This is a genomic window from Streptomyces sp. NBC_00435 (assembly GCF_036014235.1).
In the GTDB taxonomy this organism is placed as follows: Bacteria; Actinomycetota; Actinomycetes; order Streptomycetales; family Streptomycetaceae; genus Streptomyces.
Genome location: NZ_CP107924.1, coordinates 269324 through 292497, shown reverse-complemented (window position 1 = coordinate 292497; position 23174 = coordinate 269324). Strand labels below are relative to the sequence as shown.

General features: G+C 73.9%; 25 protein-coding genes. 13 read left to right on the top strand and 12 right to left on the bottom strand.

All coding sequences use genetic code 11. The features are described from left to right. Window position 1 precedes the first annotated feature (1 nt). Together OG389_RS01315 and OG389_RS01310 are read left to right on the top strand one after the other, a co-directional pair. A complete protein-coding gene (locus OG389_RS01315; protein WP_328296570.1) occupies window positions 2-1729 on the top strand; it encodes a thiamine pyrophosphate-dependent enzyme in 1728 nt (575 codons plus the stop codon). Between the two features lie 125 nt (window positions 1730-1854). Continuing rightward, window positions 1855-2208, top strand: a complete 354-nt coding sequence (locus tag OG389_RS01310; protein WP_328296569.1) for a DUF3618 domain-containing protein — start codon at window positions 1855-1857, stop codon at window positions 2206-2208. 27 nt (window positions 2209-2235) lie between these two features. Here the strand turns inward: OG389_RS01310 and OG389_RS01305 are convergent, their stop codons facing one another. The 4 genes from OG389_RS01305 to OG389_RS01290 all read right to left on the bottom strand — a co-directional run bounded on the left by OG389_RS01305 (window position 2236) and on the right by OG389_RS01290 (window position 6400). Continuing rightward, a complete protein-coding gene (locus OG389_RS01305) occupies window positions 2236-2598 on the bottom strand; it encodes an STAS domain-containing protein (RefSeq protein WP_328296568.1) in 363 nt (120 codons plus the stop codon). A gap of 136 nt (window positions 2599-2734) precedes the next feature. Beyond that, window positions 2735-5227 carry a SpoIIE family protein phosphatase gene (locus OG389_RS01300; protein WP_328296567.1) on the bottom strand — a complete coding sequence of 831 codons (2493 nt, stop codon included), beginning with the start codon at window positions 5225-5227 and terminating at the stop codon, window positions 2735-2737. Window positions 5228-5289: 62 nt separating this feature from the next. Continuing rightward, window positions 5290-5856 (bottom strand): hypothetical protein, encoded by a 567-nt coding sequence (locus OG389_RS01295; RefSeq protein WP_328296566.1) that lies wholly within the window; start codon window positions 5854-5856, stop codon window positions 5290-5292. 1 nt (window position 5857) lies between these two features. Then, window positions 5858-6400, bottom strand: a complete 543-nt coding sequence (locus OG389_RS01290; RefSeq protein ID WP_328296565.1) for a hypothetical protein — start codon at window positions 6398-6400, stop codon at window positions 5858-5860. Window positions 6401-6562: 162 nt separating this feature from the next. On the opposite strand from OG389_RS01290, the gene OG389_RS01285 reads away from it, so the two are divergent. The 4 genes from OG389_RS01285 (at window position 6563) to OG389_RS01270 (ending at window position 8888) form a co-directional block, all read left to right on the top strand. Next, window positions 6563-7096 (top strand): hemerythrin domain-containing protein, encoded by a 534-nt coding sequence (locus OG389_RS01285; protein ID WP_328296564.1) that lies wholly within the window; start codon window positions 6563-6565, stop codon window positions 7094-7096. A gap of 154 nt (window positions 7097-7250) precedes the next feature. After that, window positions 7251-7496, top strand: coding sequence for a hypothetical protein (locus tag OG389_RS01280; protein WP_328296563.1), 246 nt, complete (start codon window positions 7251-7253; stop codon window positions 7494-7496). A 16-nt stretch (window positions 7497-7512) separates the two neighbouring features. Further along, window positions 7513-7944 carry a hypothetical protein gene (locus tag OG389_RS01275; RefSeq protein ID WP_328296562.1) on the top strand — a complete coding sequence of 144 codons (432 nt, stop codon included), beginning with the start codon at window positions 7513-7515 and terminating at the stop codon, window positions 7942-7944. Between the two features lie 440 nt (window positions 7945-8384). Beyond that, entirely contained in the window at window positions 8385-8888 is a 504-nt protein-coding gene (locus tag OG389_RS01270; protein WP_328296561.1) for an ATP-binding protein, read from the top strand. Here the strand turns inward: OG389_RS01270 and OG389_RS01265 are convergent. After that, window positions 8875-9777 carry a YihY/virulence factor BrkB family protein gene (locus tag OG389_RS01265; RefSeq protein ID WP_328303437.1) on the bottom strand — a complete coding sequence of 301 codons (903 nt, stop codon included), beginning with the start codon at window positions 9775-9777 and terminating at the stop codon, window positions 8875-8877. The genes OG389_RS01270 and OG389_RS01265 overlap by 14 nt on opposite strands. Window positions 9778-9900: 123 nt before the next feature. Here OG389_RS01265 and OG389_RS01260 point away from each other — a divergent pair, with 123 nt between their 5' ends. The 5 genes from OG389_RS01260 to OG389_RS01240 all read left to right on the top strand — a co-directional run bounded on the left by OG389_RS01260 (window position 9901) and on the right by OG389_RS01240 (window position 17117). Continuing rightward, entirely contained in the window at window positions 9901-10521 is a 621-nt protein-coding gene (locus OG389_RS01260; RefSeq protein WP_328296560.1) for a VanZ family protein, read from the top strand. Window positions 10522-10640: 119 nt separating this feature from the next. Then, window positions 10641-13268, top strand: a complete 2628-nt coding sequence (gene lanKC, locus OG389_RS01255) for a class III lanthionine synthetase LanKC (protein WP_328296559.1) — start codon at window positions 10641-10643, stop codon at window positions 13266-13268. Continuing rightward, a complete protein-coding gene (locus OG389_RS01250; RefSeq protein ID WP_328296558.1) occupies window positions 13265-13405 on the top strand; it encodes a SapB/AmfS family lanthipeptide in 141 nt (46 codons plus the stop codon). The genes lanKC and OG389_RS01250 overlap by 4 nt, the downstream gene beginning before the upstream one ends. Window positions 13406-13473: 68 nt before the next feature. Next, a complete protein-coding gene (locus tag OG389_RS01245) occupies window positions 13474-15288 on the top strand; it encodes an ABC transporter ATP-binding protein (protein WP_328296557.1) in 1815 nt (604 codons plus the stop codon). Further along, the gene (locus OG389_RS01240) at window positions 15285-17117 is read left to right on the top strand and encodes an ABC transporter ATP-binding protein (protein WP_328296556.1); all 1833 of its coding nucleotides are present in this window, start codon (window positions 15285-15287) and stop codon (window positions 17115-17117) included. Before OG389_RS01245 ends, OG389_RS01240 begins: the two co-directional genes overlap by 4 nt. A gap of 35 nt (window positions 17118-17152) precedes the next feature. On the opposite strand, the gene OG389_RS01235 is transcribed toward OG389_RS01240, so the two are convergent. The 3 genes from OG389_RS01235 to OG389_RS01225 all read right to left on the bottom strand — a co-directional run bounded on the left by OG389_RS01235 (window position 17153) and on the right by OG389_RS01225 (window position 19219). After that, complete coding sequence (locus OG389_RS01235) at window positions 17153-17761, bottom strand: response regulator transcription factor (RefSeq protein WP_328296555.1); 609 nt, start codon at window positions 17759-17761, stop codon at window positions 17153-17155. Between the two features lie 166 nt (window positions 17762-17927). Beyond that, window positions 17928-18764, bottom strand: a complete 837-nt coding sequence (locus OG389_RS01230; protein ID WP_443059187.1) for a DUF1206 domain-containing protein — start codon at window positions 18762-18764, stop codon at window positions 17928-17930. A gap of 5 nt (window positions 18765-18769) precedes the next feature. Further along, on the bottom strand, window positions 18770-19219 hold the full coding sequence (locus OG389_RS01225) for an SRPBCC family protein (protein ID WP_328296554.1): 450 nt from the start codon (window positions 19217-19219) through the stop codon (window positions 18770-18772). Window positions 19220-19454: 235 nt separating this feature from the next. Here OG389_RS01225 and OG389_RS01220 point away from each other — a divergent pair, with 235 nt between their 5' ends. Together OG389_RS01220 and OG389_RS01215 are read left to right on the top strand one after the other, a co-directional pair. Continuing rightward, window positions 19455-20522, top strand: coding sequence for a mechanosensitive ion channel family protein (locus OG389_RS01220; protein WP_328296553.1), 1068 nt, complete (start codon window positions 19455-19457; stop codon window positions 20520-20522). Window positions 20523-20590: 68 nt separating this feature from the next. Beyond that, window positions 20591-21016 carry a VOC family protein gene (locus OG389_RS01215; protein ID WP_328296552.1) on the top strand — a complete coding sequence of 142 codons (426 nt, stop codon included), beginning with the start codon at window positions 20591-20593 and terminating at the stop codon, window positions 21014-21016. Window positions 21017-21061: 45 nt separating this feature from the next. On the opposite strand, the gene OG389_RS01210 is transcribed toward OG389_RS01215, so the two are convergent. The 4 genes from OG389_RS01210 to OG389_RS01195 form a co-directional block, all read right to left on the bottom strand. Next, window positions 21062-21184, bottom strand: coding sequence for a hypothetical protein (locus OG389_RS01210; protein ID WP_328296551.1), 123 nt, complete (start codon window positions 21182-21184; stop codon window positions 21062-21064). Between the two features lie 62 nt (window positions 21185-21246). After that, entirely contained in the window at window positions 21247-21678 is a 432-nt protein-coding gene (locus tag OG389_RS01205; protein ID WP_328296550.1) for an ATP-binding protein, read from the bottom strand. Between the two features lie 190 nt (window positions 21679-21868). Beyond that, entirely contained in the window at window positions 21869-22825 is a 957-nt protein-coding gene (locus tag OG389_RS01200; protein WP_328296549.1) for a sensor histidine kinase, read from the bottom strand. Then, window positions 22822-23136 (bottom strand): STAS domain-containing protein, encoded by a 315-nt coding sequence (locus tag OG389_RS01195; RefSeq protein ID WP_328296548.1) that lies wholly within the window; start codon window positions 23134-23136, stop codon window positions 22822-22824. The genes OG389_RS01200 and OG389_RS01195 overlap by 4 nt, the downstream gene beginning before the upstream one ends. Between the last annotated feature and the right edge of the window lie 38 nt (window positions 23137-23174).

The following is a 23174-nucleotide window of genomic DNA, read 5'->3' as shown; positions in this document are numbered from 1 at the left end:
TGTGGCACGCACCGTCGCCCGCGTGATCGTCGACGCACTCCAGGAACTCGGCGTCCAGCACGTCTTCGGAGTCGTCGGAGACGCCTTGAACCCACTGACCGAAGCGATCCGCACCGCGGACGGCCTGGACTGGGTCGGCTGCCGGCACGAGGAGGCGGCGGCCTTCGCCGCCGGAGCGCAGTCCCAGCTCTCCGGAACCCTCGGGGTGTGCGCGGGCACCGTGGGACCGGGCTCCGTACACCTGCTCAACGGGCTCTACGACGCTGCCAAGAGCCGTACCCCGGTGCTCGCGATCTGCGGCCAGGTACCCCTCGCCGAGATGCGGGGCGACTACTTCCAGGAGGTCGACAACGACCTGCTCTTCCGCGACGTGGCCGTCTACCGCGCCACGGTCACCTCCCCGGACCAGATGCCCCGCATGCTCGAGTCCGCGGTACGCGCGGCCGTCGGCCAGGGCGGAGTGGCCGTGCTGACCGTGCCGGCCGGCCTGGGCGAACAGGAACCGGCCGAGGACCGTCCCGCCCGGTTCGCCCTCGGCCGCGCCGTCACCCGCCCCGACGACCCGGCCCTCGCGGAGGCCGCCGAACTCCTCAACTCGGCCGCCCGCGTCACCCTGCTCGTAGGCCGAGGTGCCCGCGAGGCCCGCTCGGAGGTCCTCCGCACCGCCGAGCTCCTCGCCGCTCCCATGGTGCTCACCCTCAAGGCGAAGGAGGGGTTCGAGGACGCCAACGAGTTCCAGGTGGGCCAGACCGGGCTGATCGGCAACCCGGCGGCCGTCCACGCGCTCGACCGCGGGGACGTGCTCCTCATGCTGGGCACCGACTTCCCGTACCGCGACTGGTACCCGAAGGGCTGCAAGGTCGTCCAGATAGACGATCGCGAGGAGCACCTGGGCCGCCGGGTGCCCGTGGACGTGGGCCTGGCCGGGGACACGGGTGCCACGCTGCGGGCCCTCCTGCCGCTCCTGAAGGAGTCGCCCGACCGGGCCCACCTGGAGGACGCGCGCGCTCGGTTCTCGCGCTGGCGGGAAGGACAGCAGCGCCTGTCCGACCCGGCTGCCGAACGCCGCTGGACCGGCAGGCTCCGTGCGGTCCTCGACAACAGGGGCCACGAGATCCGCCCCGAAGCCCTGGCCGCGGCCGTGGACGCGTACGCCGCCGAGGACGCGGTGTTCACCTCGGACACGGGCATGACCACCGTATGGCTCTCCCGTTTCGTCACCATGCGCGGCGGCAGGCGCCTGCTCGGGTCGTACAACCTCGGCTCCATGGCCAACGCCATGCCCCAGGCCATCGGGGCCCAACTCTGGGCGCCCGACCGCCAGATCGTCGCCTTGTGCGGTGACGGCGGGCTGAGCATGCTGCTGGGCGACCTCATGACGATCAAGGCATACCGGCTGCCGGTGAAGCTTGTGGTCTTCGACAACCGGAGCCTGGGCATGGTCGAACTGGAGCAGGAGCAGGCCGGCCTGCCCGGGTTCGGTACGGGACTGGACAACCCGGATTTCGCGGCGGTCGCCACCGCACTGGGCCTCACCGGCATCCGTGTCACCGACCCGGCGGACCTCCACGACGGCGTGCGCAGGGCGCTCGAGACGCCGGGACCGGTCCTGCTGGACGTGCTGACCAACCCCGGGGAGGTGGCCGTGCCGGGGAAGCCGACCCTGAGCCAGGGGTGGGGCTTCGCCGTGGCCAAGGCCAAGGAGTTCCTTCCGGGTGGGGACGGTTGACCGCCCTCCGGGCACCGAGGGCCGACTTCCCGGCGAATCGGGTGCGTCATCGGCCCGTTGGCGGGTATCCGCGCCAACAGAGCGGTCAGGCACGTGAAGGAGCAAACCGAAGGAAGGGCATCCCGATGACGACGACGAAGTCACACGGCACCGCGTCCGTCCGTACCGCGCAGGAGGTCCGCCGGCAGTTCGCCCGCACCCGGGATGAGCTCGGGCGGACGGTCGGCGCACTGGCCGGCAGGGCCGGCGTCGCGGGGCGGGCCCACGACGGGATCGCCGCGGTCCGCGGGCAGGTCGGGCAGGTCACCGGCCGGCTACGGGGCACGGCCCGGCACACCGTGCGGGGCAGGGCCGGCCGGGCCGCCGCCACGGCGCGGAGCAACGGCACCGCGCTGATCGCGGCGGGCGGCGCACTGGCGGGCATCCTGCTGCTGCGGCGAACCCGGCGGGCACGGCGGGGAACGCCGCGAGGACATTGAGCCGAGCCGGCTCCCCCGGCCACAGCACTAGCGTCCCGGGGGAGCCGCCAGAGCACTGTCCACGTCGGTGTGGATCGGAAAGAGCCGGTCCGCGCCCGTGATGTGGAACATGCGTGCGACTGGTGGGTGCAGGCCGACCAGTTCGAGGCTGCCACCGGCCTCCTTGATCGCGATGCGGCCGCGCAGCAGCACGTTCAGCCCCGTGGAATCACAGAAGTCCAGGCGGCTGAGGTCGACCAGCAGCCGCCCGCCGTCCTGCCACGCCGCGTCGAATGTGTGCCGGAACGGCTCGGCGGTGTCGTGGTCGAGTTCCCCCGACATCACCAGCACCTTGGCTCCGGGGAGGGGTCGCGCCTCGACGGTGAAACGTTCTCCGTTGGCCGTGGGCATCACGTACGCACCCCTTCTCGTTGCCCGGTCGGACGGCCCGCTGGGCTGACCATGGCTTCTCCCGTCCTGAGGATCCCGGGGTCCATCGCGCCTACCCAGCCGCGCGCCGTCCAAGCCTCGTGCTCGGTGTGCGGGCTCACGGCTCCTCCGGGACGTGGATGTCCAGGACGCAGATGTCGTCGCGGCTGCCCGGCGACAGCGCGGCGAGCGTCCGGGCGAGGGTTTGGCCTCGGCCCTCCCGCAGGAGCCGCAGGGTGGTCGCGGCGAGCCGGTCGAGCCCGGCGTCGAGGCCCTCGCCCGGCTCCTCCACCAGTCCGTCCGTGTAGAGGAGCAGGTGGTCGCCGGGCATCAGGTCGAGCACGGCCTGCCCGTACGAGGCGTCGAGAGCGGCGCCGAGGAGGGTGCCCTGGGGCTGTTCGAGGAAGGCCGCCCGGTCGCCGCGGACCAGCAGGGGCGGCAGGTGCCCCGCCCGTACCCAGACCAGGTGCCGGTCCCAGGGCTGGTAGCGGGCCATGACCATCGTGGCCGTGGTCGAGGCGGGGGTGGCGGCGGACGGGTCCGAAGCGGTGTGGAGCAGCAGGGTGTTGAGCCGGCGCAGCACGTCCGGCAGGCGAGAGCCGGTGATCGTCATGCCCTTCGTGGTGAACCGTAGCTGGGCCATCGTGCCGACGGCGCCCAGACCGTGCCCGGCCACGTCGCCGACGACGAACAGGGCACTGCCGTCCGGCAGTTCGATGGCGCTGTACCAGTCGCCGCCGACGTTGACTCCGCGCTCCGAGGGGACGTAGGCGACATCGACACACAGGCCCGCCACCTCCAGGGACTGCTCGGGGATCGGCAGCAGGGCCTCCTGGAGGTGCGCGGCGAGCGCCCGTTCAGCCTCGAGCATGGCCCTCTGGAGGAGGACGGCGCGCTCGCTGTCCCGCAGTGCGAGCTCGGCGCCGCGCTGCACGGTGACGTCCTGGAAGAAGCCGTACACCTCCACGGGAGCGCCGTCGGCGTCCGTCTGGGCCTCGGCGACGATCCGCAGGTGCCGTACGCCGTGCGCGGTGGTGATCCGGAACGGCTCGTCGATGGCCTCGCCCTCGCCCAGCAGCCGCTGGACGGCGGCGCCCAGCACCGGCAGGTCCTCGGGCAGGAGGTGGCGCGGCAGCTCCTCCAGCGGCATCGGTCCCTCGCGGGGGTCGCGGTCGAAGATGGCGTAGACCTGCTCGGACCAGGTGACGGTGTCCGCGGCCAGGTTCCAGCCGGCCCAGCCGAGGTTGCCCAGGCGCTGCATGTCGGCCAGCCTGCGCGCCTCGCGGTCGCTGGTGTCGTGGCGGATCCAGGACACGACCAGGCGGCCTCCGAGCCTGGACGCCCGGACCGAGTAGACGGACTGGCGCGGGACGCCGGCGACGACCTCCTCGTAGGTGAAGGGCTCTCCCTCGTACCCGGTCCCTGTCGTGAGCGTCTCCAGGTAGCCGTCCCACAGCGCGGTGCCCGCCACGGTCGGGTACGTCTCGAGGACCCTGCGCCCCACGAGCTCCTTGCCGCGCCGTCCGGCCACGTCCACCGACTCGGGGGCCGCCGCGTCGATCCGGAAGTCCTCCACCTCGCCCGCCTCCGTGCGCAGCGGGGTGAGCAGGATCGCCGGTCCGGCCAGCGCGTCCAGGACCTGCTGTACGTCGGCCACATCGGAGCCCGAGCCCTGCGGGCCCTCGTCGCCGGGGCGCTCCGGCATCCCCAGCGGATCGGCACACAGTCTGGCCGCCCGTCGCAGCAGCGCCCTGATGTCGGCCGCGAAGGGGCCCGGTCGCGTCCGCAGGAAGCCGATCGCAGCCTTCGGAGGCCCCTCGGGGGGTACGGGGAGCCAGGCGCGGGAGGGCCAGCGGTCCGGGGGGTTGCCGATCAGGAGGAAACGGCGGGCGTCCTGGACCGGATCCTCCAGCCACAGGGGCCGCCGCCCGGCGACGGCCTCGTGGGCGGCGACCCCGCTCAGCGGGGGAACGCGGCGCCACTGCTCGGCCAGCGCCCGGTCGATGCCGGCGGCGCCGGTCAGCTCGAGGTCCCCGCCGGAGGCCAGGGAGTAGATCATCACCGCGTCGATGCCGGCGGCCCCGCCGAGCACGGTCCGCAGGAGCTCCGCGATGGCGTCACCGCCGCGGGCCGCCGCCAGACCGTCGGCCAGCCGGGCCAGGAGCGGGCGCAGCGAGGCGTCGGCGCTGCCGCGGCCTACGAGGTACTGTCCGGCGCTGAAGGCCGAGGCGCCCGGGGTCTGCGTACCGGAGGGTTCGTGTGTCTCGTGTGTCTCGTGGGCCTCGAGGGCGGAGGCAGCCGCTGAGGACGGTACGGAGGGCGACGAGGTCGCCGGAGACGGGTGGGAACGGATCTGCCCCAGGGTGATCCAGCATTCCTCGAGGAGGGTGCGGCCCCGTTCGCCGGCACTGTCGAGGAGCATCTGTTGCGCCGTATCGGCGGCCACGCCCTCCCGGGCCATCAGCACGCCCTTGGCCCGCTCCACGACGGCCGTGTGCGCGGTCAGACCTTCCAGGTCGGCGACCTCCGATCGCAGCCTGGACACCACCTTGGCGAGTGCCAGCACCTCGGGTGCGGCGCCCTCTCCCGCAGGTGTGACCTCGCCCTTCATTCCTCGAGCATGGCACGGCCGCCCCCGGCACGCGCCGGGGGCGGCCGCCCCGTCGGACCCGCTCAGGTGTCGAGCAGCCGATTGACCAGTGAGCGGTAGGCACGCAAGGCCTGCCGCAGGTCCTCCGTGGCCACCTGCTCACCGCGGTCCCACTGCTTCTCCAGCCCGCCGCGGTGTTCGGAGAGCCTGCCCGCGAACGTCTGCATGACCTCTGCCACCAGGGTGTCCGCCGACCGGACCGCCTCCTGCGGGTCGTCCACGAACCGGCCCTGGATCTCGCTCCACCGGGTGCGGTAGCGCTCGGCCTCCGCGGTTCCGAGGAGCGGTTCGTCCTCGGAGCCGGGCTCGTCGGCGGGCTCCTTCAGGTCCTGCCAGGTTTCGGGTACGGCCTCCGGTACGGGCTGTGGTGCCCCTTCCGGTTCCCGCACCGCCCCCTCGCTCACCGATTCAGGGCTCCCGGTGCGCGGGTCCACCGGCGACGGCGCCGCCCCGGCCCGTCCACCTGTGGCCTCGCCCGGGTAGACGGCCGCGTCCCTGTCACCGGGCGGCGCGGGACGGGCCAGGTCATCCGTCGTCAGCACGGACTCGGGCGTCCGGCCCGCCTTCTCCTCGTCCTCACGGTTCTGCATGTCATCGGCTCCTCTGGTCGGCGAGCAGCTCCTCGAACAGGGTGCGGTAGTGCACCATCGCCCCGCGCAGCTCCTCTGTCGTCGCCTCTCCCGCACTGCTGCGCACCTTCGCCGCGTGGGCGGCCCGGTACTCCTCCAGCGTGCGGCCGTGCTGCACCGAGAGGTCCCGCAACTGGTCCTGGTATCCCTCGGTGGGGTAGCCGCGCTCACCCATCAGCCGCGTCACCAGCTCGTCGGCATCGGCCACGGAACGTTCCGGCCGGTCCACGAACTGCTGCTGCACACCGGTCCATTCGTCCGCGTACTGGTGACGGCGCTCGGGGGACAGCTCCTTGATGTCGAGGTGGTCGTGCCGCTCCTCACGGGCGCGCAGGTCCCGCTCGGCGGACCGCTTGTCGCCCCGTTCCTCGACGGTGCGGTCGTACTCCGGACCGAACCGTTCGCGCAGGTGGCGTCGTCGGGCCAGCGTCCACAGCAGCGCGGTGAGCGCGATCACGACGACCGCCGCCACGACGATGACGGCTATCAGCGAATTGGTTGACATCTCCTGCCTCCGTCCGGGGGCTTTTCGTATCCATCGACGCGGCTGCCCGGGCAAGTGCCGCGCAAACCCGTACGGGCGGGGCTCCGGTCCCCCGGGTTTGAACTCCCGGCCAGGGAGCAGGCGCCATGCGAAGCCGAAGCCCGAGAGCAGGAGGGACGTGGCATGGCCGCGCACAAGCAGGAGAAGCAGGAGAAGCAGCAGGAGCAGACGAAGGACCAGGACGTCGTCGCGATGATCCTCAAGGACCACCGCACGATGGAGGACCTCTTCCGCCGGATGCGCAGTGTGGAAGCCGACCGGGCGGGCGCCCTGGCGAAGTTCTCCGCCCTTCTCATCGCGCACGGCGAGGCCGAGGAGGCCGAGGTGTACGGCGCGCTGAAGCGGTTCAAGGACGTCGACAACGAGGAGGTCGAGCACGGGACCGAGGAGCACGCCGAGGGCAACGAGGCGCTGCTGGCGCTGCTCGAAGTCTCCGAGGTGGGCTCGGAGGAGTGGGACTCCCGCCTGGAGGAGCTGGTGAAGGCGGTCTCCCACCACCTCGACGAGGAGGAGCGGACCATCCTCAACGGCGCCAGGGAGAACGTGCCGGACGAGCGGCGCGCCGAGCTCGGGGCGGCGTTCCTCCAGGAGCGGGAGCGGCACCTCGCCGCCGACTGCGGCAGCGTCGAGAACGTGCGCGCGGTCGTACGGGGATGACAGCACCGGCGGCGGCCCCGCCCGTGCGGCCCCGCCCGTGCCGCCCCGCTCGCGCGGCGTCGCGGGGTGGAGTACGACGCGGCGGGTACGAAGCGTCCGAGGCGGACGCGGCGGGGCCGGTCGCGGGAGACGCGTACCACCGAAGGAGGACGAGATGACGGATCACGAGAAGTCCCGGCGCCACCCGCGTACCACCCCGTCCGGGGCGGAGGGCGAGAGCGGGGACCGCGAGGCCCGGCAGCAGGCGGACGACGCCGTCGTCCGGGGTTCGGGGGCGGGTGCCGGTGGCGGCGACGCGGATGCCGGGGGACACGAGGCCAAGCGGCAGCGCCCGGGCATCGGCCGCGAGGAGCAGGCCCGTCCGGACGGTCCGCGGTCGTCCGGCGCCGAGGACCACTGAGAGCGGAGGCATCGGTATGCGCACGACAGCGGCGCGGGTGATGGGCGCGGCCACTCTCGGATACGGGGTGGCGGTCGCCTGCCACCCCCGAGTCCTGGCCCGCCCCTGCGGCCTGCCCGAACGAGGTTCCACCGCTCTGCTGATCCGCGCCCTGGGGGTCCGGGACGCCGTTGTGGGGGCGGCCATGGTGGCGGTCCCCGGCGGGGCGGCGCTGCGCACGGCCGTCCTCTGCCGGGTCGCGATGGACGCGGGGGACGCGCTGCTCTTCGGTACCTTCCTGCCGCGCCCGGCCGAACGCGCCAAGGCGGCTTCGTCCGCCCTGGCCTGGGTGGCGCTGTGCGGCTGGACCCTGTCCTCGGGCGGCGGCGGGCCGGCCGCGCCGCTCGTGCGGGATGCGGCCGACGTCGCGGTAAGGGCCGCCCAGTCCGCCAGCCGTGCGGAACTCTGACGCCCCCCACCGCGCGTGTCCGCCGCCGGACACCTGGACCGCGTGGCCGTCAGCCACCGTGGATCCTGACCTTGAGGTCGTCCCGGCTCACGGACCCGGTGACGGGCCCGGACCCCGACGGGTCCGGGCCCGTTCCCTTGTCCTGCCGCCTTCCGTGCCCCGTCCCGTCCCGCGCGGCCCGTGCACGGAGGATCGCGTTGAGTGTCCGCCCGAAGGGCGACAGCCGGGGAGTCCACCGCACTATGTCGCCCCGCGGGGGCCGCACGCACCGGGTTGGCAGCGGACCCACACCGACGGCGGTGTCCACGTGTCCGGACGATCAGGTCGGGCATACGCGAGAGCGGGACGGCGGGAACAGACCCCGCGCACCCGGGCGGCCCGCACTCGGAGCCGCTCCCTCCATCGAACACGGCAGCGTCAACGGTCGGGGTGAGGCGTCAGTGAATACGACGGGAGCGGCCGCGAGGGGCCCTCTGGGCACCACTGGGAGCCCTCTGGGCGAGAGGGCGCCGGTCACGGGCCAGCGCCGCAGACTCGCCCTGCGCGGTGTCCGCGGTGCGGTCGCCAAGGGCCGGGACTTCACCCGCCAGACCCTGCGGGACTGGGGCTGGGACGGCCGGGAAAGCGCCGAGGACGCCCTGCTCGTCGTGTCCGAGCTGGTGACCAACGCAGCCCTGCACGCGCACGGCTGCCACGAGCTCGTACTGACCGCCGGGGAGGCCCTGCACATCGACGTGGTCGACGGCGCGACGGCGGCGCCGCACCCCCGGGCCGTACGCCGGCCCGGCGTCCCCGGCGGGCACGGCCTGCACATCGTGCAGCGGCTCTCCGACCGGTGGGGCTCCTACCCCCAGGGCTCCGGCAAGGTCGTCTGGGCGGAGATCGAGTCCTCCCGGCTGGTCGCGGGCAACCGGGACCCGCAGGCTCCGCCTACCGGTCGCTGAGCCGCTCAGGCCGCCCCGCCCGTTCGGCGTTGAACCGGGCCCCGGTGAGCAGGGCCAGGTTGGCGAACCAGAGCCAGACCACGAAGACCACCACGCCGGCCAGTGACCCGTAGAGACGGCCGTAGGTGTCCAGCTCCGTGTACAGCGTGAAGAGCCCCGAGGCGGCCAGCCAGAGCACGGCGGCCAGCACCCCGCCGGGTAGGCCGCGGCGGGTGCCCCGGGTCTGGGACGGGCCGGTACGGAAGAGGACCAGCACCAGGAGGGTGACGACCACCAGCAGCACGGGCCAGCGCAGCAGCGCGATCCCCTCCGGGCCGACCCCGCCGGTTGCCCGGGCGACCCGCCGGGCCAGTGGGCCGGACACGACCAGCCCCAGGGCTCCGGCGACGAGGAGGACCAGCAGCATCACGGCGTTGACGACCAGGGTGTGCGCCGCACGGAGCGGAGGCCGGGTGTCGGGCACTCCGTGCATGGTGTGCAGGGAGCGTCGGAACACCGCCAGATAACTGCACGCCGACCACAGGGCGCTCAGCACACCGCTGATCAGCAGGGCCCATACCGGCGAGTGTTCAGCCACGAGGCCGTCGAGCGCGTCGCGCAGTACCTGCGCCGACTGCGGAGGCGCGTAGGAGGTGAGACCGGTGATCAGCCGGACCCTGGTCGCCGTGCCGAGCAGTCCGACCACGGAGACCGCGATGACGAGTGCGGGAAGCAGGGCCAGTAGGGCGTAGTAGGTGAGGGCGGCCGCCTGGTCGGCGAGGTTGTCGGTCCAGACGTGAACGGCCGTACGCCGCAGCTCGGTGCGGGTGCGCGCCACGCGGGCGAGCGCCACGCGGGCCACGGTGCGGGGACGGCCTGGGCGCGATGTGGCGCGGGGGATGTCGGTCATGCCGTGCACGTGCCCGACGGTACCGCCCGCATGCGCCCGCGGTGCCCCGCGTACGAACGCGGGCGGTGACGGACCGTCAACATCGCGCGCGTGCGGGACCTCCGGCGGGGTAGACGCAGCCGCATGAGATGGAGAAACGCGCCGCGGCGCGAGGCGGGACCAGAAGAACGTGCCGTACCGGTCGAACCGGTCGAACCGGCCGCACCCGACGTCTGGAAGCCACACCGTCCGGTGCACCCGGCCGTCCGGGCACTGGCCATGGCGGCTGCCCTGATCGGGACCCTCCTGTTCGGCACGGTCCTGGCGCGGCTGACGCTGGAACCGTCCGCCGCCTCGGTGGCCCTCGTGCACAGCAACATCCGCCCCGGCCACTCGATCAACGCCTACCTGGAACGGGCATCGACGCTGGAGGCGGCGCGTCAGCTCGGCGGGAACCTGCTCCTGGGCCTGCCGTTCGGAGTGCTCCTGCCCGTCCTGCTGCCCCCGGCGCGGGGACTGCTGCGGGTCGCCGCCGTGACGGTCTGCCTGATGACCCTGGTGGAACTCGTCCAGGGTGCCCTCGTCACGGGCCGCGTCTTCGACATCGACGACGTCATCCTGAACACGGCCGGAGCGCTGCTGGGGTACCTGTTGCTCGGCCGCCGGCTGGGGCGGGCCGTGCATCCGCGGCGCAGGCACTGGTGGCACCGCTGGACGTCCCACCGCCCGCCTGCGCACCGGGCGGCGGAGGGCGGTGACGCCTGACTCCTGAGCCCCCACCCGCTACTCGTGCGTACTGCACACCCCGTCGATGACAGCCGTGACTGTCGCCGCGTCCGCGGCGCGTGACACGGTCGTTACTGCCACCGACCGAGGGAGCAGGTGTGAACAAGGGATACGCGGCTTTCTGCGACGCCGACCGCTGGTTCTACGACGCGCCGTACCGGCGGGCCGGTGAGAGCTATCCCGCCGCCCTCGCCCCCGTCCCGCCGGGCTGGCGTTCGCACCGGAGCGGCGACTGGCTCGCCCTGCGCCCCGTCGGTGCCGAACTGCCCTCCCAGGGCTGGAAGATCCACGTCTCGGCCACGCTCGACAACGCGGAGTCGCTGCTGGCGACGGTGTACGAGTACTGCGTGGCCCGGCACATCGCCTTCAAGTTCGTCCCGAGCCGCTACCTGCTGCACCTGCGCAACGCCAAGTACGCGGACCGCGCCGCCAGCGGCAAGTTCATCACCGTGTACCCGGCCGACGAGCGGCAGTGCGAGCGGATCGCCCGGGACCTCGACACCGCGCTCGCGGGGGCGGCCGGCCCGTACATCCTCAGCGATCTGCGCTGGGCCGCCGGGCCGGTCCACCTGCGCTACGGCAGCTTCACCCTGCGGCACTGCTACGACGAGCACGGTGAACTGGTGCCGGCGATCGAGGCCCCCGACGGGAGTCTCGTACCGGACCCCCGCGGGCCGGTCTTCCAGCCGCCCGGCTGGCTCAAGCTGCCCGGTTTCCTCGCGCCGCACCTCGCGGCACGCTCCGCGCTGACCCTGACCGGCGTCCCCTACACGGTGGAGCGTGCGCTGCACTTCTCCAACGGCGGCGGCGTGTACGTCGGCAAGGACACCCGCACCGGAGAGTCCGTGGTCCTCAAGGAGGCCCGGCCGTACGCGGGCCTCGCCGCCGACGGGGCCGACGCCGTGGCCCGGCTGCACCGCGAACGGGCCGCGCTGGAACGGCTGGCGGGTCTGGACTGCGTACCGGCGGTGCGCGGCACCTTCACGGTCGGCGACCACCACTTCCTGGTGCTGGAACACCTCGCGGGCAAACCGCTCAACACCTACTTCGCCCGCCGCCATCCGCTGATCGAGGCGGATCCCGACCCGGCGGAGCTCGCTTCCTACACCGAGTGGGCCCTCACCGTCCACCGGAAGGTCACGGCGGCCGTCGACGCCGTGCACGCCCGCGGCGTGGTCTTCAACGACCTCCACCTCTTCAACATCATGGTCGCGGAGGACGAGGCGGGCGAACCCACCGTCTCCCTGCTGGACTTCGAAGCCGCCGCACACGTCGACGAGGGGCTGCGCCAGACCGTGGCCAACCCGGCCTTCGTGGCCCCGGCCGGTCGGCTCGGGTTCTCCGTGGACCGCTACGCCCTCGCCTGCCTGCGGCTCGCCCTGTTCCTTCCGCTGACCAGCCTGCTCGTCCTGGACCGGGGCAAGGCGGCGCACCTGGCCGCCGTCGCCGCCGAACAGTTCCCCGTACCGCGCCGGTTCCTCGAAGAGGCCGTCGAGGAGATCATGTCCGGCGCCCCGCGGGCCGCACCGGGCGGCAGGCCCGCCGCGCCGTACCTGCCCGTCGAGCCGGGGGACTGGCCGGCGGCCCGGACCTCGATGACGGCGGCGCTGCGCGCGAGCGCCACCCCGGACCGCGAGGACCGCCTGGTCCCGGGAGACGTCGCGCAGTTCGCGGCCGCCGGGGGCGGAGTCGGCTTCGGCAACGGGGTCGCCGGAGTGCTGTACGCACTCGCCGAGACCGGCACCGAACCCTGGCCCGAGGCCGAGCAGTGGCTGCTCGACCGGACCGCGGAACCGGCCTCCGGCACTCCGCTCGGCTTCTACGACGGCCTGGCCGGCACGGCCTGGACCCTGCACCGGCTCGGACACCACGACCGTGCCCTCGCCCTCGCGGACCGGCTGCTGCACCAGCCCTGGGACAGCGCGGGCCCCGACCTGCACGGCGGACTCGCCGGTATCGGCCTGGCCCTGGACGCCCTCGGCGCCGCGAGCGGAGAGGGCGCGCTGCACGCCGCGGCCCTGCGCTGCGCCGAACTGGTCGCCCGGCCGCGGCAGCGGCCCGGCCGTGCGGGACTCCTGTACGGGAACTCCGGCCCCGCCCTGCTGCTCGTGCGGATGTACGAGCGCACCGGCGACAAGGAACTCCTCGTCCAAGCAGGCCAGGCGCTCCACCTCGACCTCGACCGCTGCGTCACCAGTGCGTTCGGCACCCTCCAGGTGAACGAGGGCTGGCGCACGATGCCGTACCTCGGCGAAGGCAGCGTCGGCATCGGCATGGTGCTCGACGACTGGCTGGAGCACGGCCCCGACGAGCGCTTCGAACAGGCCCGGCGCGAGATCGTACGAGCGGCGCAGGCGACCTTCTACGCCCAGCCCGGGCTGATGCGCGGCGCCGCCGGGATGATCCTCCACCTGGCCCGGACCACCACTCCGGGCCCGGGCACCGGCCCCGGGGCCATCGCCCGCCAGATCGACGCACTGGCCCGGCACGCGGTGCCGTACCAGGGGCATCTGGCCTTCCCCGGCGAGCAGATGATGCGGCTGTCCATGGACCTCTCCACGGGCACGGCCGGCGCTCTCCTCGCCCTCGGCAGCGCCGCGCCCGGCGGGCGCGCACACCTGCCGTTCCTTCCGCCGCTGCGCGAACGCGCGGCGGCCCCAGAGCCGGCCCCGTCCGGGGTCGTGACCCATGGCACCACTCGACGGAAGAAGAGGGATACGACATGACACTTCTCGACCTGCAGTCGATGGAGACCCCGAAGGAAGAGACCACCGAGCTGCACGGCGGCGGCGGTGGCGGCGGCAGCCGGGCCAGCCTGCTGCTCTGCGGCGACAGCAGCCTGAGCGTCACGACCTGTCACTGACCCAGGTCACCCCGGGCCCGGGCGGTTCACCGCCCGGGCCCGCACCACACCACGGGAGGCATCCGCCGATGAGCCCACCGGACGCGGCGGCCGACACCGGGGCCGGGGACGGGACCGACACGGCGTCGGCACCAGCCGGGGAGGACAGCGCCGACCGGGCGCTCGTGGCAGTGGCCCGGCACAGCGGCGGGCGCACCGTCGCCGTCCTCGGATGCGCGGTGGCGGCCGCCGCGGCGGCCCTCGCCGAGCCCGCGGTCCTCGGCCGCACCCTCGACCTGCTGCTCCGCCGCGACCCGTCGGGAACCGCCTGGACGCTGCTGTGCGCCGCGGTCATCATGGCGGAGGTGGTGCTCGACGCCGCCGCCGCGCGGCTGACCGGCGAGGTGGACGGCCGCTCCACCGCACGGCTGCGCAGGCTCGGGCTCGCCCAGCTGCTGCGGACGGCCCCGCACCACGCGGCCCGCCATGCGCCGGGGGACACCGCGGCGCGGCTGACCGCGCACGCCACCGAGGCGGGGAAGGTCCCCGCCGCCGCCGCGCACGCCGTCGCCGCACTGCTGCCACCGCTCGGCGCGGTGGCCGCGCTCCTCCTCATCGACCTGTGGACGGCCCTCGCCTTCCTCGCGGGCGTTCCGCTGCTGCTGTTCCTGCTGAGGGCCTTCACCCGGTCCACCCTCACCAGCGTCGCCCGCTACCAGCAGGTGCAGCTCGCCACCGCCGGCCGCCTCGTCGAGGCACTGGCCGGGGCGCGGACGATCGCCGCGGCCGGCACCGCGGACCGTGAGCGCGCCAGGATCCTCGCGCAGTTGCCGGAACTCGACACCGAGGGACGGCGCATGTGGCAGGTCTACGGCGGCACGACGGCCCGGACCGCGGCCCTGATGCCGATGCTCCTGTACGCGGTCCTCGCGGTCGGCGGCATCCGCCTGTCGGCCGGGGCCATCGGGGTCGGCGAGCTCCTCGCCGCCATGCGGTACGCGGGCCTCGCGGCCGGGGTCGGCGCCGTGACCGGCGGGCTCGCCGCCGTGGTCCGCGGCCGGGCCGCCGCCCGACGGACCACCGCCCTGCTGGCCCTGCCCGCGTTCCAGTACGGCCGGGCGGAGCTGCCGGACGGCGGCCCGGGCACCCTGGAACTGCGCGGGGTCCGCGTCGTGCGCGGCGGATCCACGGTGCTGCGAGACATCAGCCTGGTCGTACCCGGAGGCGCCACGGTGGCGGTGGTGGGCCGCTCCGGCGCCGGTAAGACCCTGTTCGCCGCCGTGGCCGGCCGGCTCACCGACCCCGACGCGGGCCAGGTGCTGCTGGACGGCGTACCCCTGCGGGAGCTGGGCGCCGGGACGCTGCGCCGCGAGGTCGGGTACGCCTTCGACCGGCCGGTGCTGCTCGGGGAGACGGTCGGCGACGCGATCGGGTTCGGCGCCGGTCCGGACCCCGGCCCGGCCGCGGTCCGCGCGGCGGCCCGTGCCGCGCGCGCGGACCCCTTCGTACGGCGCCTGCCGCACGGCTACGGCACGCGCCTCGCCGCCGCCCCGATGTCCGGGGGCGAGGTGCAGCGCCTCGGACTGGCCCGGGCGTTCTGCCACGCGGGCCGGCTCCTCGTACTGGACGACGCCACCTCCAGCCTCGACACCGTCACGGCCCGCGAGGTCGAGCGGGCGCTCGCCCGTGAAGTCCGGCCCGGCACCCGGATCGTCATCGCCCACCGTCTCTCGTCCGCCGTACGCGCCGATCTCGTCGTCTGGCTCGAGGACGGACGGGTACGGGCCACCGGTACCCACGGCGAACTGTGGCGGCAGGAACCCGGCTACCGGGCGGTGTTCGCCGCCCCGGAGACGGACGACCGCCGGACACCGGCAGCCGGGAACCAGGAGGTCGCACCATGACCGAAGGGCAGACCTGGCGCCGGGTGGCCCCCGAGGGCCGGCGGTTCCTGCGGGGCCGCGGGGGCGCCGTGGGACGGCTGGCGGCCTGGTCGCTCCTGGAGTCCGCGCACACCTTTCTCGGGGGCTACGGCGTGGCCCGCGCCCTCGACGACGGCTTCCTCGCCGGCCGCACCGGCACCGGTCTCGCCTGGCTTGCCGCGGCCGGAGCCGGCGCGCTGCTCGGCGGGTTCGCACTGCGCGGGGTCTTCGCGGGGCTCGCGGACCTCGTGGAGCCGCTGCGCGACGGCCTGGTCCGGCGGGCGGTGCGGCAGGCGCTGGACCGCGCGGTCGCCGACCCCGCGCGCACTCCCGACACGGGCGCGGTGTCCCGGCTGACCCAGCAGACGGAGATGGCGCGGGACTCCTTCGCGGGACTGGTCCTCACCGCGCGCTCGTTCGTGTTCACCGCCGTGGGTGCCTTCCTGGGCATGGCGGCCCTGGACCCGGTGCTGCTGCTGATCGTGCTGCCACCCCTGCTGCTCGGCGCGGCCGGCTTCCTGGCCACGCTCCGTCCCATGGCGTCCGTGCAGCGCCGGTCCCTCGACACCGACGAGGCACTGGCGGACCGGGTGGGCGCGCTGGGGGAGGAGCTGCGCGACATCGCGGCCTGCGGTGGCCAGGCGGCGGCGGAAGCGCGGCTGGAGCCGCTGATCGCCGCCCAGGAGCGGCTGGCACGCACGCTCGGGCACTGGGCCGCCCTGCGCACCCTGGCCCTGGGCGCGGCGGGCCGGCTGCCGGTGGTCGCCCTCCTCGCGGCGACGCCGTGGCTGCTGGGGCGCGGGGTCACCGCCGGAACCCTGGCCGGAGGCCTGACGTACGTGGTGCAGGCACTGCTGCCCGCCCTCAACACCCTTATGACAGCGCTCGGTTCGGCCGGAACCCGGCTGCTGGTGGTTCTGGAACGCTTCTGCGAGCCGCTGCCCGTGGAACCCGTGGATTCCGTGGCTCCCGTGGAACCTGTGGCTCCCGGGCCTACGGTGGCCCTGCTGGGCCCGGTGGTCGGCCGCACGTCGAAGCCGGCGAGGTCCACCCCGGCGGCCCCGCGGACCGCCGCCGCGGCCGAGCTCCGGGGCGTCACCTTCGCCTACGGACCCGGCGCGGCTCCCGTGCTCGACGCCCTCGACCTGGTGGTGCGGCCGGGGGAGCACCTCGCCGTGGTCGGGCCGAGCGGCATCGGCAAGTCCACCCTCACGGCACTGCTGGCCGGGATGCTGTCCCCCGGCACGGGGACAGTACGCGTCGCGGGCGAGGCCGCCCGCCGGGACCGGGCCGCGACGGGACCGGACCCGCGGCGGACCCTGCTCCCGCAACAGGCCTACGTGTTCACCGGCACCGTACGGGAGAACCTGACCCACCTGGCCGCGGGACCCGGCGGCCAGGTGCCCGGCGACGCCCGACTGCGGCGCGCCGTCCTCGCCCTGGGTCTGGAGGACCTGATCGGACGCCTGGGCGGCCTGGACGCAGAGGTGTCCCCCGGATTGCTGTCCCGGGGGGAGGGCCAGCACCTCGCACTCGCCGCCGCCTACCTCTCCCCGGCTCCGCTGCTGCTGCTCGACGAGGCCACCTGTCACCTGGACCCCCGCACGGAGGAACGCGCCGAGCGGGCCCTCGCGGACCGTCCCGGCACCCTCGTCGTCGTGGCCCACCGCGTCTCCTCCGCGGCCCGAGCCGACCGGGTCCTCGTCCTCGACGGCACCCGTGCCGTGTGCGCCACGCACGCGGAACTCCCGGCGCTCTCACCCCTGTACCGCGATCTGGTGGGGAACTGGAACCGGGGCCCGGACGAATGACCCGGCCGGACGATCCTCCGAACGATCCGGCCGAATCAGACCCAGCCCGCCCCCTGGGATATCCGGATCGCGTCGATGAGGTTGCGCGCTCCGGTCTTGCGGGTCACCGCGGCGATGTAGTTGCGCACCGTCCCGCTCGCCAGGTGCAGGGTGCGGGCGATCTCCGCGATCGAATCGCCCTCCGCGGCCCGGGCCAGCACGCTGAGCTCGCGCGGGCTCAGGGGCAGGGGGTCGGCCTCCATGTAGGCGGAAGCCAGCGAGGCGTCGATGAACCGTTCCCCCGCGGCGAGCTTGCGGACCGCCCTGACCAGCCGCCCGGGCGAGCCGTCCTTGTCGACGTAGCCGCGGGCCCCGGTCCGGAAGGCGCGCTGCAGCGCACCGGGCGCGCCGGCCGACGCCAGCACGAGTACGGCGGACGGGGACGCGAGGACCTCGTGGTCCGTACGTCCCCCGTCGGCCAGGACCGCCGTCGTCCCCGGACAGTCGAGGTCGACGACCGTCACGTCCGGCTGTAAGGACTCCGTCTGGCGCTTCGCGGTCCGCCAGCCCGCGGACGTGACCTCGAAGGGCCCCTCCGATCTCAGCAGTGCGGCCAGTGCGGACCTGACCAGGTTGACGCTGTGCAGGACGAGGACCTTCGTCATCGTGCTCCCCTAGGTAGACGAACCGAGCACCACGCGGCTGCCCCCGTCCGGGGATGCTGGAACGTCACTTCGGGGGGCGTGCAGGGGCGCACGGGCAAGTTGGCCGAGACACCCCGGATTTCGTGCCTCCCTTAGGCGGGTAACTCCCTTGAAGAGTGACGCGGGATCAGACCTCGCGCCACCGGGCCATCGCCCAGGAGAACAGTCCGAAGAGCACCAGCCCCACGGCGACCGCCACCAGCAGCCACGGACCCGCCCCAGTGGTGGTGAACGACCGCAGGGTGTCGTCCATCCCCTTCGCCCGCGTGGGGTCGTAGCGCAGCGCCGCGTACACGACGAACCCGCCGGCCGCGGTGGCCACCGCCCCCCGGGCCAGGCCGCCGCTCACCCCGAGGAAGTCGACGGCCTTGCGCCACCGGGCCGAAACCCCTCCCATGGCGAGGTGCTTGCGGAAGGTGCGCCGCGCGGCCTGCACCGCGATCACCACGCCCGCGACGGCTATCCCCAGCCCGGCGGCGCCCACCAGCCACTGGCCGGCGGGCAGTTCGAGGGCCTTGGCCGTCGCGTCGCGCGACTGTTCGTCCCCGGAACGCCCGCCGCCCGCCGGGAACGTGAGCACGGAGAAGGCCACCACGGCGTAGAACACGGTCCGGCCCGCCGAGGACAGCCGTTTCACGGGCTTGCCGCCCTCCGGCCCGGCCGCCCCGAACAGCGCCTCCGACAGACGCCACAGCGCCATGCCCACGATCCCGATGCCCACGGCCCAGACGAGGACACCGCCGAAGGGCTTGCCCGAGAGCTCCTGGAGGGCGCCCTGCCGGTCGGCCTCCTCGCCGCCGTCACCGAAGGCGACCTGTACGGCCAGGATCCCGATCAGTACGTACAGCACCCCGCGCGCCACCAGCCCGCAGCGTGCCGTGACCTTCCGGCCCCGGCCGCCCCGGGAGGCCGTACGGGCCCCCCGGGACGCGGCGCGGACGCCGCTCGCGGCCCCGATTCCCATCGCGGTCAGATCTCGCCGCGCCAGGAGCCGGTCGCGACCCCGCGCTCCTCGATGAACAGCTTGAACCGCTTCAGATCACCCGCGACCTGGCGCTTGACGAAGCCGAGCTTGTCGGCGGCCGACTCGGCCAGACCGTCGGGCACCCAGTTCATGTGCAGGACGACCTTGGTGGTGGTCGCGTCGATCGGCTGGAAGGTGACCAGCCCGGCCTGGCGGGTCTCCCCGTCGACGGTCATCCACGCGACGCGCCGGTCCGGGAGCTGCTCGGTGATCTGCGCGTCGAACTCGCGCTGCACACCGTTCACGTTCGTCACCCAGTGGGTGAGCGTGTCCGTGCGCTGGACGATGCGTTCGACCCCCTCCATGAAGGCGGGGAAGTCCTCGAACTGCGTCCACTGGTTGTAGGCCGTGCGTACGGGGACGTTGACCTCGACATACTCCTCGACGTGCGACATGCGCACCCCTTCCGTGTGGTCGGCAGCCCGCACCCCGAGGTGCGGGTCGTCCGTCAGGACGTCTGGAGGCGCGGCTACCCGGACTCGGTGGGCCCATGCGCGGACCCGGGAGCGGACCCGGGCGCCCCGGAGTCCGGCGGGCCGGCCGGCGACGCCGCTCACGCCCCTTGTGTCAGCCCCTTCCCTCCGGGGCAGGCGCGTGAAGGTCCATGCCGCCTACACCCGTTGGGGAGACATGAACAGCGTCCTTCTCCTGCCGATCGTCCTGGGGGGCTCGGTCCTGCTGACCGTCGCGGCCGGCTGGGCCGGTGACCTGCTGCTGCGCAGGGCCGACGCCCGCCACCCCGAAACACCTCTGTGGAACCTGCTCCGGCGGTGCCGGCCTCCCGTGCGCATCGTCCTGTTCGCCGCGCTGCTCAGGGCCGGCCACCGGCACGTCGAGTGGGCCCCGGTGCACGACAACGCGGCCGCCGTCGGCCGGATCCTCGCGCTCGTCCTGATCGGTGCGGGGGCCTGGCTGATCGTGGCGGTGGCCGCCGCTGTCGTCGAGTCGGGGTACGCCCGCTACGCCACCGGTACCCGCGACCCGGCCCGGGTGCGCCGGGTCCGCACCCAGGTGACGCTGATCACCAGGGTGGTGACGGTACTCGTGGCGGTCGTCGCGGCCGCCGCGATGCTCCTCACCTTCCCGAGCTTCCGCGCGCTCGGCACCTCCCTGCTCGCCTCCGCCGGGATCATCGGCATCGTGGCCGGCATCGCCGCCCAGTCCACCCTCGGAAACCTCTTCGCCGGCTTCCAGATCGCCTTCGGTGACATGGTGCGCATAGGCGACACCGTCGTGGTCGCGGGCGAGTGGGGGGTGGTGGAGGACATCACCCTCACCTTCCTCGCCGTGCGCACCTGGGACGAACGCCGGATCACCATGCCCGTCTCGTACTTCACGACCCGGCCCTTCGAGAACTGGTCCCGCGGCGGCGTCCAGATGACCGGAACGGTCTTCTTCCACTGCGACCACGCCGCGCCCGTCGACCTCATGCGGGACAAGGTCCGCGAGATCCTGGACAACTGCCGGGAGTGGGACGGCCGCGGCTGGGACCTGGCGGTCACGGAGACGACGCCCTCCACCATCGTGGTGCGGGCCATCGTCACCGCCAAGGACGCCGACGAGCTGTGGACGGTGCGCTGCGCGGTCCGCGAGCGGCTCATCGCCTGGCTCGCGGAGAAGCACCCGGACGCCCTGCCGCGCGTCCTGCTGGACCAGGCGCCGGGAGCGGAAGGCACTCCGTCCGGTCCCGGTCGCTGACCCGACTCCCCGACGGGCCGGGCCCGTACGGTGTGCGTACGGGCGAAGGCACGGGGCACACGCGGGCCATGACCGTACTCAAGACAAGTGTCCTCGTCCTGGACTGCGCCGAGCCCGAGTCACTGGCCCGCTTCTACGCCGAGCTGCTCGGAGCCGCGGCCGGTCCGGCGCCCGGTGACGGGGAGTTGTTCCTCGTCACCGGCGGATCCGGCGTGGTCCTCGGGCTCCGCCGCGATCCGAACCACGTGCCGCCGAGCTGGCCGGCGCCGGGGGACTCCCAGCAGGCCCATCTGCGGATCCTGGTGGGGGCGGACTCCTTCGACGAGGCCGAGCGGGAAGCCGTGGCCCTCGGGGCGCGCCCGCTGTCGGCCGAGGAGGACGGCAGCCGGCTCGACAACCGTACGACGCTGCGCACGTTCAGCGATCCGGCCGGGTACGCGTTCGTCCTCGCGGCGGTCCCCGAGGACCCCGCCGCACGAGGCGCCGGCGGCTGACGCGGCGGCGTTGCCCATGGCGCCGGGCACAACCGGCGCCAGGCCCTACTGGTGCCGGGCGAGGGTGTGCACGAGCACGATCAGCGCGAAGGCGATGACGAGCAGGTGCACCCACGCGGGGCCGATCGCCGGGGCCAGGGACAGGGAGGTGAGCTGAGGGGAGGTCATATCGCGCTCCTGCCCCCGGCGGCCGATTTGACGCTCCCGGGCCCGGGCCGCGCCGGAACCGGTCAGTGGCCGGTGGGCCTGCCGGACACCAGCCGGTCGGCTTCGATCTCCGCCCAGACGGCCTTCCCGTGCTCGTGGGCGCGCGAACCCCATCGATCGGACAGGCGTTCGACGATGTACAGGCCGTGACCGCCCGGTACCCCGCGCTGCGGGGCCGGGTTGCGCCTGGGCAGCGTCGTCGTGCCGTCGTACACCTCGATGCGCAGGGCTTCGCCGGCCGTGAGTACGAGCTCGTGACAACCGTTCGCGTGCAGGGACGCGTTGGTCAGCAGCTCGGACACGAGGAGCAGGGTGTCCTCGGCGGTCTCGGTCCCGTCCCATCCCCAGTCCCGCAGGGCCTCGCGCGTGAAGTCGCGGCCCTTGGCCACGGCGCCGCGGACACCCGTCAGGGCGAGCCTGCGCCGCTGTCCTCCGGCGGGAAGGCCGGCGCTCACCGGACCACCCGTCTCAGGTCCGATGGGTCCGATGGTCTCCACCGAGGTCTCTCACCCCCACATTGACACGGTTCTCTGCTCGCGGGCCCTGTCCGGCCATCTCATGGTCGATGTCCCGACCGGCCCCGTACGCCCCCCGGCGCCCCGGGGACACTCGGGCCCGCCCGGACAGTCTAGGTGACCGCCGCTCTCAGGGCGTTGCCATGTGGAGCCGCAGGGTGAAGCCGCTTTCGGTGGCGCGGACCTCCACCAGGTCGCAGAGCTGGTGGATCATCCACAGGCCGCGACCTCCGTCGGACGATGCCAGGGAGGGCCGGCGGCGCCCGGCCAGCGGGTCGGCCAATCGGCCGTCGTCGCGGATCTCCGCGACGACTTCCGGCCGGGACCCGCCCGTGGTCCACAGCCGCAGGGTGCCCTTCCCGCCTCCGTGGGAGAGGGAGTTGGCCGCCGCCTCGCTGACGGCCAGGACGAGGTCGCCGCGCCGCGCCGGGGTCAGGGCCGTTCCGCGCGCCCACCCCTCGGCGTACGCACGGACCTCGGCCAGCCCTCCGTAGGAGTAGTCGAGCTGCGGTACGTCGCCGACGGGCTCGGGCAAGGGGCGGTCGCAGTCCGCGGAGACCTCCGACGCACCGCTGTAGCCCGGGCTCGGCAGGTCGTGGCCGTCCTCGATGAGTGTGGGGTGCGTGCGCCGGGCGTCGGCCAGTACCTCCGGTGCCAGCCCCTGTACGTCGTACGGGCACAGGATGGTCGCCGGCCGGCCGGCGAAGGCCGTGTTGATGAGGGCCTCGTGCCGGGTGGCCTCCAGTACTTCGGCGGGGGAGCGGCCGGGCCAGATCGGCTCTCCGACGATCCGGGCGGGCCGGCCCGCGTGCAGGTCGGCGAAGTCCTGCAGGGCGGCCAGGATGCGGCCGGGGTTGCGGCCCAGTCCGGTCATGTCCGTCCAGGTGACCTCCGCCGCGTTCCCGCCGAGGCTCTCGCGCAGGGCGTCCAGGTGCGCGCCGGGCACGGCGACGAGCACCGGTTCGCCGGCCGTCAAGGCGCCGCGTACGAAACCGCCCACCCCGGTCACGTACTCGGGGAGGTCCTGGTAGAAGAGGGCGGGATGGACGAAGGCCCCGGGCCCGGCGGGCGCAGGAACTGTGATCATGCTGCGACCTCCAGCGCGGCGCATTCGTCCGGGAACATCTCCACGACCTTGCGCAGTGAGTATGGCGGATCGTGGAGCAGCAGGCGTCGCCCCTGCCCGTTGAGTGCGGCCGACGCCCTCACGAGGGCGGCGACCGCGGCCGGATCGAGGAAGAGGATGGCGGAGAGATCGAGGTGGACGACTGGACCGGAGATCTCCGTTACGACGCCCAGCGCGACGGACAGCGCATGCCGCGTGTCGAGGTCGCAGCTGCCGCTCAGGCGCGCGCCGGTTCGGTCCTGCAACGGCCGGACGGTTAGCGGCGTCGCCATGCCCGTCTCCTCTCCGTTCGTCTCGTCGAGTTCGTCCC

Excerpts from the sequence above, each read along its gene's own strand:
- OG389_RS01235 (WP_328296555.1), bottom strand. The coding sequence starts at position 17,761 with ATGACGAAGGTCCTCGTCCTGCACAGCGTCAACCTGGTCAGGTCCGCA.
- OG389_RS01210 (WP_328296551.1), bottom strand. The coding sequence starts at position 21,184 with ATGACCTCCCCTCAGCTCACCTCCCTGTCCCTGGCCCCGGCGATCGGC.
- OG389_RS01310 (WP_328296569.1), top strand. The coding sequence starts at position 1,855 with ATGACGACGACGAAGTCACACGGCACCGCGTCCGTCCGTACCGCGCAG.
- OG389_RS01280 (WP_328296563.1), top strand. The coding sequence starts at position 7,251 with ATGACGGATCACGAGAAGTCCCGGCGCCACCCGCGTACCACCCCGTCC.
- OG389_RS01275 (WP_328296562.1), top strand. The coding sequence starts at position 7,513 with ATGCGCACGACAGCGGCGCGGGTGATGGGCGCGGCCACTCTCGGATAC.
- OG389_RS01240 (WP_328296556.1), top strand. The coding sequence starts at position 15,285 with ATGACCGAAGGGCAGACCTGGCGCCGGGTGGCCCCCGAGGGCCGGCGG.
- OG389_RS01230 (WP_443059187.1), bottom strand. The coding sequence starts at position 18,764 with ATGGGAATCGGGGCCGCGAGCGGCGTCCGCGCCGCGTCCCGGGGGGCC.
- OG389_RS01215 (WP_328296552.1), top strand. The coding sequence starts at position 20,591 with ATGACCGTACTCAAGACAAGTGTCCTCGTCCTGGACTGCGCCGAGCCC.
- OG389_RS01305 (WP_328296568.1), bottom strand. The coding sequence starts at position 2,598 with ATGCCCACGGCCAACGGAGAACGTTTCACCGTCGAGGCGCGACCCCTC.
- OG389_RS01220 (WP_328296553.1), top strand. The coding sequence starts at position 19,455 with ATGAACAGCGTCCTTCTCCTGCCGATCGTCCTGGGGGGCTCGGTCCTG.
- OG389_RS01260 (WP_328296560.1), top strand. The coding sequence starts at position 9,901 with ATGAGATGGAGAAACGCGCCGCGGCGCGAGGCGGGACCAGAAGAACGT.
- OG389_RS01250 (WP_328296558.1), top strand. The coding sequence starts at position 13,265 with ATGACACTTCTCGACCTGCAGTCGATGGAGACCCCGAAGGAAGAGACC.
- OG389_RS01290 (WP_328296565.1), bottom strand. The coding sequence starts at position 6,400 with ATGTCAACCAATTCGCTGATAGCCGTCATCGTCGTGGCGGCGGTCGTC.
- OG389_RS01265 (WP_328303437.1), bottom strand. The coding sequence starts at position 9,777 with ATGACCGACATCCCCCGCGCCACATCGCGCCCAGGCCGTCCCCGCACC.
- OG389_RS01225 (WP_328296554.1), bottom strand. The coding sequence starts at position 19,219 with ATGTCGCACGTCGAGGAGTATGTCGAGGTCAACGTCCCCGTACGCACG.
- OG389_RS01195 (WP_328296548.1), bottom strand. The coding sequence starts at position 23,136 with ATGGCGACGCCGCTAACCGTCCGGCCGTTGCAGGACCGAACCGGCGCG.
- OG389_RS01300 (WP_328296567.1), bottom strand. The coding sequence starts at position 5,227 with ATGAAGGGCGAGGTCACACCTGCGGGAGAGGGCGCCGCACCCGAGGTG.
- OG389_RS01245 (WP_328296557.1), top strand. The coding sequence starts at position 13,474 with ATGAGCCCACCGGACGCGGCGGCCGACACCGGGGCCGGGGACGGGACC.
- OG389_RS01295 (WP_328296566.1), bottom strand. The coding sequence starts at position 5,856 with ATGCAGAACCGTGAGGACGAGGAGAAGGCGGGCCGGACGCCCGAGTCC.
- OG389_RS01285 (WP_328296564.1), top strand. The coding sequence starts at position 6,563 with ATGGCCGCGCACAAGCAGGAGAAGCAGGAGAAGCAGCAGGAGCAGACG.
- OG389_RS01200 (WP_328296549.1), bottom strand. The coding sequence starts at position 22,825 with ATGATCACAGTTCCTGCGCCCGCCGGGCCCGGGGCCTTCGTCCATCCC.